General features: G+C 31.4%; 8 protein-coding genes and 2 tRNA genes. 7 read left to right on the forward strand and 3 right to left on the reverse strand.

The window, feature by feature from the left end; all coding sequences use genetic code 11:
- Window positions 1-2: 2 nt before the first annotated feature.
- Window positions 3-2,492, forward strand: a complete 2,490-nt coding sequence (locus M890_RS0112155) for an Hsp70 family protein (RefSeq protein WP_028283799.1) — start codon at window positions 3-5, stop codon at window positions 2,490-2,492.
- On the opposite strand, the gene M890_RS0112160 is transcribed toward M890_RS0112155, so the two are convergent.
- On the reverse strand, window positions 2,489-4,153 hold the full coding sequence (locus M890_RS0112160) for a hypothetical protein (RefSeq protein ID WP_028283800.1): 1,665 nt from the start codon (window positions 4,151-4,153) through the stop codon (window positions 2,489-2,491). The genes M890_RS0112155 and M890_RS0112160 overlap by 4 nt on opposite strands.
- A gap of 168 nt (window positions 4,154-4,321) precedes the next feature.
- Here M890_RS0112160 and M890_RS0112165 point away from each other — a divergent pair.
- Together M890_RS0112165 and M890_RS0112170 are read left to right on the forward strand one after the other, a co-directional pair.
- A tRNA-Val gene (locus M890_RS0112165) sits at window positions 4,322-4,396 on the forward strand.
- A 103-nt stretch (window positions 4,397-4,499) separates the two neighbouring features.
- Window positions 4,500-4,574, forward strand: a tRNA-Val gene (locus tag M890_RS0112170).
- A gap of 37 nt (window positions 4,575-4,611) precedes the next feature.
- Here M890_RS0112170 and M890_RS0112175 read toward each other — a convergent pair.
- Both M890_RS0112175 and gldJ read right to left on the reverse strand, forming a co-directional pair.
- Window positions 4,612-5,889 carry a UDP-N-acetylmuramoyl-tripeptide--D-alanyl-D-alanine ligase gene (locus M890_RS0112175; RefSeq protein ID WP_028283801.1) on the reverse strand — a complete coding sequence of 426 codons (1,278 nt, stop codon included), beginning with the start codon at window positions 5,887-5,889 and terminating at the stop codon, window positions 4,612-4,614.
- Between the two features lie 67 nt (window positions 5,890-5,956).
- Window positions 5,957-7,639, reverse strand: coding sequence for a gliding motility lipoprotein GldJ (gene gldJ / locus M890_RS0112180; protein ID WP_028283802.1), 1,683 nt, complete (start codon window positions 7,637-7,639; stop codon window positions 5,957-5,959).
- 266 nt (window positions 7,640-7,905) lie between these two features.
- Between gldJ and porU the strand changes: the two genes are divergently transcribed.
- The 4 genes from porU to pdhA all read left to right on the forward strand — a co-directional run bounded on the left by porU (window position 7,906) and on the right by pdhA (window position 14,692).
- Window positions 7,906-11,796 carry a type IX secretion system sortase PorU gene (gene porU / locus M890_RS0112185; RefSeq protein ID WP_028283803.1) on the forward strand — a complete coding sequence of 1,297 codons (3,891 nt, stop codon included), beginning with the start codon at window positions 7,906-7,908 and terminating at the stop codon, window positions 11,794-11,796.
- Window positions 11,797-11,829: 33 nt separating this feature from the next.
- Window positions 11,830-13,029, forward strand: coding sequence for a type IX secretion system outer membrane channel protein PorV (porV, locus tag M890_RS0112190; protein WP_028283804.1), 1,200 nt, complete (start codon window positions 11,830-11,832; stop codon window positions 13,027-13,029).
- A gap of 80 nt (window positions 13,030-13,109) precedes the next feature.
- Window positions 13,110-13,592, forward strand: coding sequence for a cytidine deaminase (gene cdd, locus M890_RS0112195; RefSeq protein ID WP_028283805.1), 483 nt, complete (start codon window positions 13,110-13,112; stop codon window positions 13,590-13,592).
- A 98-nt stretch (window positions 13,593-13,690) separates the two neighbouring features.
- Window positions 13,691-14,692 (forward strand): pyruvate dehydrogenase (acetyl-transferring) E1 component subunit alpha, encoded by a 1,002-nt coding sequence (pdhA, locus tag M890_RS0112200; RefSeq protein ID WP_028283806.1) that lies wholly within the window; start codon window positions 13,691-13,693, stop codon window positions 14,690-14,692.
- Window positions 14,693-14,694 lie beyond the last annotated feature (2 nt).

Here is a 14,694-nt window from a genome sequence, read left to right on the forward strand (position 1 = left end):
CAATGAAGACTATTAATTTTGCTATAGATTTAGGTACCACAAACAGTTTAATTGCTAATTATAACAATGGAGCTGTTAAGATATATAATAACCCATTGGGTTTAAAACAGACGTTGCCTTCTTGTGTTGCCTTTAGAGGAAATCGTACCATTATTGGCGATAAAGCTCTAGATTATTTAGAAAAAGATGCCGAAAATGTTTGCATGCTTTTTAAACGTAAAATGGGTACACAAGAAACTTATTTTATACCTTCTATTAATAAAGAGGTTAGTCCAATCGAGTTGTCCTCTTTAATAATAAAGGAACTAAAAAACTTTGTGTCAGATACAGACCAACTACAAACTGCAGTAATCACAATTCCTGCATCTTTTGACACAATCCAATCCAATGCAACCAAAAAAGCTGGATACTTAGCAGGATTTAAAGAAGTCGTTTTACTACAAGAACCTATTGCTGCGTGTTTAGCATTTGCAAATCAATCCAATTTAGACATTCAATCGTCTAAAAATTGGATAGTTTATGATTTTGGAGGAGGTACATTTGATGTAGCTTTAGTTGAAGTCAATGACAGAGAATTAAAGGTTATTGACAATGAAGGTGATAATTTTTTGGGTGGTGCAGATTTTGATAATCTTATTGTCGAAAAAATTATAGTTCCTAAAATAGAAGCTAAAGCTAATGTTACCAATTTATTTAAAGATATAAAAACTAAGTCAGGTCAATACAAAGGATTGTATTTTGAGTTACTAAAAAAAGCAGAAGAAGCTAAAAAAGAATTGTCTGTTTATCCAGAAACAGAAATCGAGTTAGATTTAGATATTAATAATGAAAATATATTTGAGCAGATAATTATTACTAGAGCAGAATTTGAAACTGTAATTTCACCTAAAGTAGAGCAAACAATAACGTTTATTAAAAAAGTGATTTCTCAGAATCAACTTTTGAATGCTCAAATAGAACGTTTAATATTAATAGGAGGTAGTACTTATGTGCCATTAATAAAACAACGTATTAAGGAAGAAACAGGAATACTTGTTGACTCTAGTATTGATCCAACATCTGCAGTGGTTGATGGTGCAGCTTATTTTGCTGGATCTAAACCAACTAATATAAAAGTTGAAGACGTAGTTATACAGGATGTGGAAGTTGATACTGTGGAGACTCAGATTTTTTATGAGCAAAACACCAGAGATTTAGAAGAGTTAATTACCTGTAAAGTTTCAGACTCTAATTTAAATTATAGAATCACAAGGGTAGATGGTGGATATGATTCTGGGATAAAGACTATTGTAAATAATGGATTTTCAGAGTTTGTACCATTATTAAAAGGACAATTAAACCGATTTAAAATTCAGATTTTAAATCAGGATTTAAATGTTGTAAAAACTATTAATACTGTGGCTATTAATCAAGGTAGTTACAATGTTTTAGGACAACCATTACCTATTGATATATGCATGGAAATAGACGATATTGATGCATCAACTACACGTTTGGAACAAATATTTAGAAAAGGAAGTATTTTACCGTTAAAGAAAAAAATATACAAAACAGCCTCTAAAACTATCCTCAAAAATTCTGATGCTAACTTAATTATCAATATTGTTGAAGGCCAATCTAAGGGTTTGCCAAGCTCTGGACTAAGCATTGGTTATATAGAGTTTTCTGGTAAAGATCTAGAGGACGATTTAATTAAAGGGACAGATATTGAAATTGAATTGGAAATTACCGAGTCAAGAGACTTAAAAATAAATGTTTATTTACAAGCTTGCGATCAAGAATTTAAAAATGTGTTTAGCCAATCAGAACGTGCCATAAGTATTAGTAAGATTAATATGGAAATAAATGCAGTATTGTCTGAGGTAGAACATTTGATAAGAGAGCAAGTTGAAGATGAAAATTTTGAGTATTCTAATACCTTAGAACAATTACGAGTTGGATTAATTGAAGTGCAAATTGAAACAACGTTGCTTGATGATAATGATGTGTCCGATCAAAAATATCAATTAGACGATAAAAAAAGGAAACTAATTCAGGCTTTTGATACATTAACAAGAAACAAAATTATAGCTCTAGAAATTGAAGAATATAATCAATCAAAAGAAGCAATAGAGTGGGAAGTTAATAAAGACGAAAACGAAAAATACAGACCTAAATATCTTAAAGTTATAGCTAATGAAAAAGAGGTTATAAACTCTGGAGATAAATACTTAATAAAAGCTAAAATTAAAGAACTTGATATTTTATATAATTCAATAATTCAGTCTAGTGATGAAAACTTTATTGGTTATTATATAGGATTGAAATACAGTTCAGGTTTTACAGATAAAAAAAAGGCAGACAAGTTAATTAAAGAAGGAGACCAAGTATTAGAGCGTAATGACTATACATCGCTTAAACATATTGTTTATGCGCTTTACGCATTGCTTCCAGATATAGAAAAGGATAAACAAAAACTATTTAAAGACGATAGCAAAACAGGGCTGCGTTAGTTGTATTTTTTCTTGTACCAATTAGTGTAAATTTTATCAATATTAATACCATTTAAATTAATGTTCTTGCTGTGTATTACATCTAATTTACTGGTGTCTTTTAATTTAATATCAGAATTAATTATACTTTTTTCGTAAATACTTAACTTATAAGGAAGTACGTTAATTTCATTATTTAATTTTGGACCAATAGTTTTGACGACATAAAGTTTAGATAACTCAGCATCAATTTTAAAATGTGAAAACTTATCTACTATAAAATCATTTCCTGTATAAAAAAGTAATGAATCTTCAGGTTTTAAATTGATGTAAATTTTTTCGTCTTTTGGTATATAAATCGATTGATCAATCCCTTGTTGTAGTTTAAAGACTATCAAATCTTTATTACTGTTATTTTTAACCAAGCTGTATTCAGTATTATTTGCTACACCATAAGCATAAGCTTCAATCTTATTAAAGGTTTTAGGATATGGATTTGTAAATTCATTTAATTTAGTAGGTATACTATTGTCAATTTCTATTTCTTCTCTGTTAGTTTTTAATTTTAAAGAATAAATAAATCTAGTATGATCTTTTGCTTTGTGCTTACTATCACCATCAGGCAATGTTATCTTCTCATTGCTAATTATAGTTTTATTATTTGATAATGTTTCAGGTATTTCCTCAGTTGCTAAGTTTTCTTTTAATGGTAATGCTGTCTTTTTTTGATAGTCTTGACGCTGTTTAATTTTTCTAACAGCTTCAAATAATTGTTGATTGTCAATGCTATTATGTCTATCATAACTTGTAGAACTGCTAATACCAAGTGAAGCAAGTCGGATTACAATTAGTATAAAAACAATAATGCTCCAAATGCCAACTGTAGTTCCTGATTTGGATTTACTAGATGTTTTATAGGCATAAGGTTTAGCAATTTCTGCATTACCAATTAATATATCCTTTAGCATATAACTAGACACCTCTAATTCTCCAAAAGCAACCATCGTTTTAGCTGCAAAAATAAAGTCGGTATCATTCGTGTTTTTTCGTTTAGAATTATAGGTGTCAATAATTGCTGAGTTTAAGTCATTAACCTCCTCTGTAAACGAATTTGGATACTGACTCAAACATTTTATAAAGTTTCTATTTGTAATGTATCCTACAGGAGCATGAGATAATTCTAATCGGTTATTCTGAATATAAACTGTAGCAAAATTTAATTTGGCACTAAAAAAATTGATTATAATTTGTTCAACTTCTTCGCTATATATTTTATAATTTTTAACAACATTAAAAAGTAAAATATACTTGCCTTTATTTAAAGTTTCAGTTAAAAAGGGTTTTAGATGTTCCCTAAAGTAAGGTGTTAAAAAATGTTTTAATTCATTAAAATCGTCTAAGCTATTTTCATTTAGCTCAATATTGCTTTGAGGTATATTGGTGTAGTTACCGCTAATAATTTGTTTTAACCAGTTGTGTTGTTCAATAAAAACATGAAATTTTCTAATGTTTTCATCTTTAAGTTGATCTATTAGTAAAGCTAATTCACCTAAATTATCTGTATTATTTAATACAGCATTTGCTTTTAATTGCTTTTGTAGCCTAATTATTTTAGCGTTATCTAAGGTATTAATTGTGTCAATAGTAATACCTAACTGATCGATTAAAGAGATGTATTTCAAATTTGGAGCTTATTTATCTTCAAAAATATTAAAATTTTTGTAAAAAGATATTCTGTTAATGACTATATATTAATGAGTTAATTTTTAAATTAAAAAAATGTTGTTTTTTTTTGAATAAAAGGTTTTGAGATGTCAAAAACTAATGTATATTTGCACACCTAATAAATAGGGCGACTAGCTCAGTTGGTTCAGAGCACTTGGTTTACACCCAAGGGGTCAGGGGTTCGAATCCCTTGTCGCCCACAAAAAAAATCCAGAACTTAGTTTTGGATTTTTTTATGTTATTATTTGATATGTAATTTTGTTTTTAATCAAAATCTAACATATATTTGCAAACCTATTATTAGGGCGACTAGCTCAGTTGGTTCAGAGCACTTGGTTTACACCCAAGGGGTCAGGGGTTCGAATCCCTTGTCGCCCACAAAAAAATCCGAAACATTTGTTTCGGATTTTTTTATTTATAATAATTCTAGTACGCGTTCCAAAGCCATTCCTCTAGAGCCTTTTATTAATAACGCACTGTCTTTAATTGTTTTGTAATTATTTTTAAAATCTTCAAACGATTTATATTTTTCTAAATTGCTGTTTTCCGAGTTAGTGGTGTAAAAATTTTCTCCAACTAAAATCACTTTATCAATATCCAAAAAGGATAATAGGTTTACAATATTTTGATGTTCTTCTGGAGCAGAATCTCCTAGTTCAAACATGTCACCTAAAATGGCTATTTTGTTTTTAGCGTCTTGTATACTAAAGTTTTTTAGCGCAACATCCATACTTGACGGATTTGCATTATAGGCATCTAAAATAATAGAATTACTACCTTGATTTATTATTTGTGAACGATTATTTGTAGGAGTATAGTCTTTTACAGCTGTTTGTATTTGATTTAATGTCACCTCAAAGTGTCTACCAATTGTACTAGCTGCGCATAAATTTGTAAAATTATAGGCTCCAATTAAATTTGATTTAATCACTATATCCTCTGTTTTAAAAGTAACAAAGGGATTTGTGTCTAATAACGTGTAATTGTAATCAGTTGTGTTGTTATTGCTAAAACCTACTTTTGAATTGTAATCTCTTAATTTTTCTTCTTGTATAGTGTCTTCTGCATTATAAAAAACTAGCTTGTTATTACTAATCAAATAATCATACATTTCGCTTTTGCCTTTAATTACACCTTCTATACCACCAAAGCCTTCTAAATGTGCTTTTCCAAAATTAGTAATATATCCATAATCAGGTTTGGCAATATTGCACAAAAATGCAATTTCTTTTTTATGATTTGCTCCCATTTCAACAATACCAATTTCAGTATTTTTATCCATTGATAATAGTGTTAACGGAACCCCAATATGATTGTTTAAATTACCAACAGTAGCAGTTGTATTGTATTTTTTTGATAATACAACATTAATAAGTTCCTTAGTAGTGGTTTTTCCGTTACTTCCCGTTAAGGCTATAATTTTTAATCCAAGATACTCTCTATGATACGTCGCTAGTTCTTGAAGTGTTTTAAGGCTATTTTCTACTAAAATGGTATTGTGTGATGTTTTAAATTTAGCATCATCTATAATAGCATATTTAGCGCCTTTAGTTAAGGCTTCATTTGCAAAACTGTTTCCATTAAATTTTTCTCCGCTTAAAGCGAAAAATAAACAGTTGTTTTTTACTTTTCTAGTATCTGTACAAATAGAAGTACAATCTAAAAATAGCTGGTGTATTGCGTCAATTTTCATGAAATAAATGTATAAAAAAAGTCCTAACAATTGTTAGGACTTTTAAATATATTACTAATAATAATTTTTAATTTTTAGTCTTACGTGTTCCTTTAGATTTAGAACCAACTCTAGACATTGCACATCTAAACCCAATGTAGTCTGTTGCCATATTTTGTGGGTAGTAACGTCTTTGTGCTGGATCTAACCAGTACTCTCTATCTTTCCAAGATCCACCTTTATATACTCTTACTTCATCATTTATTAAAGAGGTACGTTTGTTTGATTTGTCGTATTCTCTTATCATGTTTCCAGAAGAATCCATTTCTATATTATGCTTAGGTGCATTATACATTTTACGAGTAGAAGCATCTTCATTAGTTTCACCTTCATCATCTCCAAATCTATCAGCATAGTATCTTGAAGATTGTGTGTCACCATCTCTAAAGTTACGGTTATCACTTCTATCAAAGTTAGTTCTTAAATATGTTTCTTCTTCATCAATTGGTTGTGTAGCAATTTCTCCTGGTAAATCTCTAGGTACTACTTTTCCGTTTGGAAGTGTATCAAAAACAATTTCGTCTGTAGTTACAATTTTAACTGTACCATCATCATTGATTGCATTTTTAGTATAAACGTTACCTCTGTAGTAGTTAAAGTCATTAAACTCATCATCTACTATTGGTCTGTATACATCGGCAACCCATTCTGCAACGTTTCCTGCCATGTCATATAATCCGTAATCGTTTGGAGCATATGATTTAACTTGAGCAGTAATATCTGCACCATCGTCAGACCATCCCGCAATTCCACCGTAATCACCTTTACCTTGTTTAAAGTTTGCTAATTGATCTCCTTTTATTTTACGACTTCCAGAACGTGTGTACTGTCCATCCCATGGATATTTTTTACGTCCTCTATAAACATTGTAACTTCTAATTTCAGATAAACCTAACGCTGCATATTCCCATTCAGTTTCTGTTGGTAGTCTGTATTTAGGTGAAATTATACCAGTTTCTCTAGATGCATATATACCTACAGGGTCACCTGCTGCATTAGTTTGAGGTTTTAATTTACCACCTTCTAAAATATCTGTATTACCACCAAATGTTTGTGTTGGTGCATTTATGTAAGTGTCTGTATTAAAGTTAGCGTCTGCAGTAGCTTCTAATTGACTTCCTTGTTTTAAGTAACCATCTTTTTGAAGGTATAACTCATTAACACGATCTGTTCTCCAATTAGCAAACTCAACAGCTTGAATCCAGCTTACTCCAACTACAGGATACTCACCATAACCTGGGTGACGTAAGTAGTTTTCTGTCATTACTTCGTTGTAACCTAAACGGTTTCTCCAAACTAACGTGTCAGGTAAAACACCATTATAAATTGCTCTAAAATTTTCTTCTTCAGGTGGATAAGTTCTCTTAATCCAATCTAAATATTCTAAATACATTTTATTAGTTACTTCAGTTTCGTCCATATAAAAAGATTGAACGTGCTGTTGATTTGGTGTGTTATTCCAATCGTGCATAACGTCGTCTTGGACTCTACCCATTGTAAAAGTTCCACCTTCTACAAAAACTAATCCTGGAGCAGTTTCTTGTTCTTTAAATTTGGTGTTATACTGAAAACCACCATCTTTAGAGTTAATCTGCCATCCAGTAGCTCTTGAGGTATTACTACCACTACCAGATCTTTTACAACCAACCAAGGTTAAAGAAATCGCTAAAACGAATAACAACCTTGATACAATTACTTTTTTCATATTCATGCGTTTATGTAAGCTAATAATGTTTTTTTGGAGTCGCAATATAATAATTAAACCCAACAAAACAACATAATTTGTCATTTTTGAGTAAAAATTAAATGCATTTCATCCTATTTTTTTACGTTACAACGATATTAATTTTGCTTTTAATCGATGTTTTGGAACTGTATAACGCAGTATATTAAAAATTATTATCGTAATTTTGACTTGTTTTTATGAAATTATTAAGATTTAAGTAATATCATTTAAAATAAGACGTTATCAATGCAATGAAAAAGATATTATTAGTACTGCTAGTACTCTACCTAACGCCAATATTTTCACAGGAAAAAAAGTTTAACTTAGTATGGGATAAAACACAAACCTATGCTACAGATAGTTATTCGTTAAATATTCCTTCATTTTTACCCTCCAAAAATTTCTCATTTGATTTGTCTAATGGCTTACAATTTATTGAGCAATGGGTTGTAAATGGTTTTATTGATGAAAACTCTATCCAGTTAACTAATGTTTCCTACTTGCCTATAGCTAAAGAAGATTTAAAAGATATTAATCTATCTACTATACCAAATACTTTACAGTTTTCTTTAAAAAATGGAGCAGCACGATCTACAAATTATGCAGTATTTACTTTAAATCCTATTATAAAGGAAGGTAATAGTTATAAAAAAGTAACAGGATTTACTATGAAGTATGCTAATGCATCAACAAGTAATTTTAGAGCAAATAATTCTCAGGTTATTACTAACTCTGTTTTAAATAGTGGTGAGTGGTTTAGATTTGAAGTTCCTAGAACAGGCGTTTATAAGCTTTCAAAATCATTTTTAAATCAAATGGGAATTAATGTTTCTGGTTTTGACCCTAGAAATCTAAAAATTTATGGAAATGGAGGTATGATGATGCCTTTTGCCAATAGTGCAAATTTTCCTTTTGATCCTACAGAAAATGCTATAAAAGTCATTGGAGAGGAAGATGGTGTTTTTAATGATGGTGATTATGTGTTGTTTTATGCTGAAGGTCCATCTGCAAATGTATCAGATAATAATATTAATACTAATATTAACCCTTATACAGATACTGCAGTTTACTACTTAAATATTAGTGCTGGACAAGGTAAAAGGATTCAGAATTTTATACAGCCAACAGAAGTGCCAAGTTTAACAGTGGATACGTTTCAAGATTATAAATTTCATGAAGTGGATGAGACTAATATTATTTTTGTTGGAAGACGTTGGTTTGGTGAGCGTTTTGGAGTAGAGAATACACAAACCTTTAGTTTTGATTTTCCCAATTTAGTAACTACTCAACCAATAAATTTAAAAGCTGTCACAGTATCAACATCATCAAGTGCTAGTAGTTATGCTATAAGTGTTAATAGTAATGTAATAGGTAGTATATCCATGAATGCTACAAGTCCTGTAGATGGTGTGTATGTTACTGGAGGTTCTTACCAAGGGACTACAACTGTAGCAAATAGTGCTGTTAATGTGACTTTAGATTTTAATAACCAAGGTAACCCTAGTGCCACATCTTATCTAGATTACGTGTCTGTTGAGGCAACAAGGTCATTAACCTTTAGCGGAAACCAATTTGTTTTTAAAAATAATCAAACCGCTACAAGTGCAGGAGTAGCAAATTATGTAGTGTCTAATACCGCTCAAGTACAAGAAATTTGGGATGTTACTAATTTGTATGATGTAACTACAATAGGCAATTCGGCAGCAGCAAACACAATAAGTTTTAATGCGCCAATGGGTAGCTTAAAAAAGTTTGTAACCGTCAGTTCTCAGGATTATTTTGAACCTAATCTATCTGGTAATAGTAGATTAAATAATCAAAATTTAAAAGGGACCATATTTTTAAATAATCAAGGCAGCTTTCAAGACATTGATTATTTAATGTTAACTACAAGTTCTCATTATTCTCAGGCGCAACGTTTAGCTCAAATTAATCGAGATAAAAATAATCTAAATGTAAAGGTCGTAACGTTAGATCAAATTTATAATGAGTTTTCAAACGGAAATCCAGATATAGCAGGTATCAGGAACTTTGTTAAATACGTTTACGACAATGCAAGCACACCAAATAATCGCGTAAAATATTTATGCATATTTGGGGATTCCTCATTTGATTATAAAGGTAGAATATCTGATAACACGTATAACTTTCCAACATGGAATGCTTACAGTAGTTTTAATTTGTCAAACTCATTTATATCAGATGACTTTTACGCTTATTTAGATGCAAATGAAGGGAATATTGACGCTTATAATAATTCTCATAAATTAGACATTGCAGTAGGTAGGATAGTGGCAGATACACCACAAAGAGCTAAAGAAATGGTAGATAAAATTGAAGTCTATTATTCTAAAGGCGCTTTAGGAAGTTGGCGTAATAACTTTGTAGTTATATCGGATGATGTTGATGAGGCTTGGGAAGCAACATTGCAAGAAACAACAGACGAAATTGCAGATGAAGTTGCCCAATTTAAACCTTTTATAAATGTAACTAAAATCCATACGGACTCTTACCAACAAGAAGCATCTGCTGGAGGAGACAGATATCCTGAAGTTACAGAAGCAATTACAAATGCTATCGAAAAAGGAGCCATCATGGTTAATTATTTTGGACATGGTGGAGAAGACGGATTAGCTTTTGAGCGTATTTTTCAAAAAAATGACGCAGAAGCTTTAAATAACGACTGTAAATTAAATTTATTTGTGACTGTAACTTGCGAGTTTACAAGATTTGATAACCCGTTAAGGGTTACAGCAGGCGAGTTAATTTATTGGAACAAATCTGCAGGAGCAATTGCATTGGTAACAACTACAAGACAGATTTTTGTAACCGTAGGAAAAGATTTTAATAAAATATTAAAAGAATATTTATTCTCATATAGTACACTAGATACCTATAGTGATTACGAATATCCTTCAGTAGCAGAAGCATTAAGATTAGCTAAAAACGATCCCAATTTTTCTAATTCTCAAAAAAACTTAGCCTTTTGTATTGGTGATCCAGCTTTAAAATTAGCATTTCCAGATCCTAACATTAGACTAACTAAAATTAATGATGTGCCAATTACACAAGAAACAGATGTGCTTCAAGCGTTAAGTTATGCTAAATTAGCAGGAGAGGTTACAGATGTAAATGGTAATGTGCTTACTAATTACAACGGAATCTTAACAACTACTATTTTTGATAAAGAAATCCAAAGAGAGACTTTGGCAAATGACAATACATATAATAGTACTGAGTTAATTAAGCTTAATTACACAACATTAGGTTCAATAGTGTTTAGAGGTCAAGCAACAATTACTAATGGTCAATTTGAGTTTGATTTTATCGTTCCTAAAGATATTGGTATTCCAGTCGGAACCGGAAAAGTTAGTTTTTACGCAACGCAAGACAATACCTTAAATGATAAGTCAGGTGCTAGCATAGAAACCGTCAAAATTGGTGGAATAAATCCTAATGCAGCAGAAGATAATATTGGACCTGTTATTACGTTATTTATGAATGATGAGTCTTTTGTGTCTGGAGGAATAACAAATGAATCACCAACACTTATTGCTAAGTTTCAAGATGAAAATGGTATAAATACAGCTAGTGGTATTGGACATGATATAGTTGCTTTATTAGATGGTGACGAGGTTAATCCATATGTGTTAAACGATTATTACTTAACAGATGTTGACGATTATACTAGAGGGTCTTTAAGCTTTCCTTTTAGAAATTTAGAACCAGGTTTACATACATTAACACTTAAAGCATGGGATGTTTACAATAATTCAGCTATAGCTGAAATTCAATTTGTAGTGTACAATGAAAACGATAGCCTTGTAATTAATAACGTACTAAACTATCCAAATCCATTTGTAAATTATACCGAGTTTTGGTTTAGTCATAACAGCTCTGAAGTACTAGACATTTCTGTTCAAATATTTACTATATCAGGTAAATTAGTAAAAACGTTAAACGGTCAAACAACCTTAGTTGGTGGAAAAACAGTAAAATCTACTTCTAGAGACATTATTTGGGATGGTCGTGACGATTTTGGAGACAAAATAGGAAAAGGAACTTATGTTTATAAGTTAAAAGTACATTCAAAAAGCACCAATAAATCAGTAGAAAAAATAGAGAAACTTGTAATCCTCTAATAAAAAATTATATTTGTTAACTAAAATTGATACATGAAAAATAAAATTTTAATAGCGATAGCTTTCTTTTTATCCCTTAAAGGTATTTCGCAAACGACAATTACTAATCCAAACGATACAAGAGTAATTACTACAGGAGTACCGTTTTTATTAATTGCTCCAGATGCTAGAGCAGCAGCAATGGGTGATATGGGTGTGGCAACCTCTCCAGATGCATTCTCCCAGCAATGGAATTCAGCAAAATATGTTTTTTCAGAAACTAAATCTGGTGTGGCAATAAGTTACACACCTTATTTAAGTAAATTAGTAAACGACATCTTTTTAGGTAACGTAACATACTTTAATAGACTTAACGATAATAGTGCTTTTGCAGCTAGTTTTAAGTACTTCTCTTTAGGTGATATCGAGTTTGTTCAGGATGAGTTTTCTGAAGCATTAGTGCAAAGACCAAACGAGTTTACTGTAGATGTGTCCTATGCCTTAAGATTAAGCGATCAATTTGGAATGTCTGTAGCTATGCGTTATTTACAATCAGATTTAAAACTTAACATTGGAGATAATGATACTAAAGCTGCAAGCACATTTGGTGTAGATATTTCTGGATATTATCAAAGTGAAGAAGAAGCTTATAACGATTTTAATGGTCGTTGGAGAGGTGGATTTGCCATTCAAAATCTAGGACCAAAATTTAAGTATGATGAAGCTGGACAAGATAATTTTCAACCAACTAATCTTAGATTAGGAGCAGGGTTTGATTTTATATTAGACCAATACAATACCGTAGGTGTTACAGCAGAGTTTTCTAAATTATTAGTGCCAACACCACCACTTTTAGGTTTTGATGATACGGATGAGGATGGTGAGCAAGATGCAGATGAACCAACCTATATTGTTTCTGGTCAAGATCCAGACGTACCATTTTTATCAGGTGTATTTCAATCATTTGGAGATGCTCCAGGAGGTTTTAAAGAAGAATTACAAGAATTTACCTATGCCTTAGGAGCAGAGTATACTTATCAAGACTCATTTGCATTTAGAGCAGGATATTTTAATGAGCACGAAACAAAAGGTGCACGTAAATTTTTTGCATTAGGAGCAGGATTTAAATATAATGTTATAAATGTAGATTTATCATATTTATTTTCAGCTTCTCAAGTTCAAAGCCCATTAGAAAGTACTCTACGTTTTTCTTTAACCTTTAATTTAGGTGCAGGAACATATGACGAGTATTAATTAGAAACAAATAAAACAACTTAAAAACTATTGTGAAAACAATAGTTTTTTTGTCTAAAATAGTTGCGTATATTTAAATTATGAAGGAAGTCAAAATTGAAACAACATTACAGGTATATGATAATATTAGTGACGTCGCAGAAGATGTGCAATCATTAATGAGTAAAGCTTCAGAAGCTAGAAACAATGCCTATGCACCTTACTCAAAGTTTAGTGTAGGAGCAGCCATATTATTAGATAACGGAGAAATTGTAACAGGAAGTAATCAAGAAAATGCCTCCTATCCATCTGGATTATGTGCAGAGCGTACAGCAATTTATTATGCAGGTGCAAAATATCCAAAAGCAAAATTTGTAAAAATGGCTATCATTGCAGGATCTCAAATACATCCAACACTAACGCCAATACCTCCTTGTGGAGCTTGCAGACAAGCTATAGCAGAATATGAAGTGAAGCAAGATATTCCAATCGAGTTGTTTTTTATGGGAGAAACAGGTAAAGTAGTGCGTTCAAATTCATTAGCAAACTTACTTCCGCTTATTTTTGATAAATCAGCGCTGTAACTATATCGTTTTCGTAACAAAATAACTATTTTCAGTTTTTTCATTAATAACTAAAGTGTTACTTTTGTTATTCGTTAAAAAAAATACAAACGTCACCAATGCAAAAAGTAACAAAAGAAACGTATATAAAATGGTATGAAGACATGCTATTTTGGAGAAAGTTTGAAGACAAGCTTGCAGCAGTCTACATTCAACAAAAAGTTAGAGGTTTTCTTCACTTGTACAATGGACAAGAAGCTGTATTAGCAGGAGCTTTACATGCAATGGATTTAACCAAAGATAAAATGATAACAGCTTATCGTAACCACGTACAGCCAATTGGTATGGGTGTGGATCCTAAGCGTGTTATGGCAGAATTATACGGTAAAGCAACTGGGACCTCTCAAGGTTTAGGTGGTTCTATGCATATATTTTCTAAAGAACACCGTTTTTATGGTGGACATGGTATTGTTGGAGGACAAATTCCTTTAGGAGCAGGTATTGCTTTTGGAGATAAATATCATGGTGTTGATGGTGTAACCATATGTTGTTTTGGTGATGGTGCAGCTAGACAAGGATCTTTACATGAGTCTTTTAACTTGGCAATGCTATGGAAGTTACCAGTCGTATTTGTTTGCGAAAACAATGGTTATGCAATGGGTACATCTGTAGAGCGTACAGCAAATCATACTGATATCTGGAAATTAGGTTTAGGTTATGAAATGCCATGTGGTCCAGTTGACGGAATGAATCCTATAAAAGTAGCAGAAGCATTTGACGAAGCTATCCAACGTGCACGTCGTGGCGATGGACCAACATTTTTAGAGGTTAAAACATACCGTTATAGAGGTCACTCTATGTCTGATGCACAACACTACAGAACTAAAGACGAAGTAGAAGAATACAAAAAATTAGACCCTATCACTCAGGTTAAACAAATCATTCTTGAAAACGAATATGCTACTGAAGCAGATATCAAAGTCATTGATAAGCGAGTTAAGGCTCTAGTTGCTGAGTGCGAGAAATTTGCAGAAGAGTCACCATATCCTGAAAAAAATGTGATGTACGACGCTGTTTACGATCAAGAAGATTATCCATTTATAGACCACAAAATAAAATAAGC

This window comes from Olleya marilimosa CAM030, assembly GCF_000518485.1.
Classification (GTDB): Bacteria; Bacteroidota; Bacteroidia; order Flavobacteriales; family Flavobacteriaceae; genus Olleya; species Olleya marilimosa.

What these genes read in the sequence shown, in the direction of transcription:
- pdhA (WP_028283806.1), top strand. Translation starts at nt 13,691, where the DNA reads ATGCAAAAAGTAACAAAAGAAACGTATATAAAATGGTATGAAGACATG.
- gldJ (WP_028283802.1), bottom strand. Translation starts at nt 7,639, where the DNA reads ATGAATATGAAAAAAGTAATTGTATCAAGGTTGTTATTCGTTTTAGCG.
- porU (WP_028283803.1), top strand. Translation starts at nt 7,906, where the DNA reads ATGAAAAAGATATTATTAGTACTGCTAGTACTCTACCTAACGCCAATA.
- cdd (WP_028283805.1), top strand. Translation starts at nt 13,110, where the DNA reads ATGAAGGAAGTCAAAATTGAAACAACATTACAGGTATATGATAATATT.
- M890_RS0112155 (WP_028283799.1), top strand. Translation starts at nt 3, where the DNA reads ATGAAGACTATTAATTTTGCTATAGATTTAGGTACCACAAACAGTTTA.
- M890_RS0112175 (WP_028283801.1), bottom strand. Translation starts at nt 5,889, where the DNA reads ATGAAAATTGACGCAATACACCAGCTATTTTTAGATTGTACTTCTATT.
- porV (WP_028283804.1), top strand. Translation starts at nt 11,830, where the DNA reads ATGAAAAATAAAATTTTAATAGCGATAGCTTTCTTTTTATCCCTTAAA.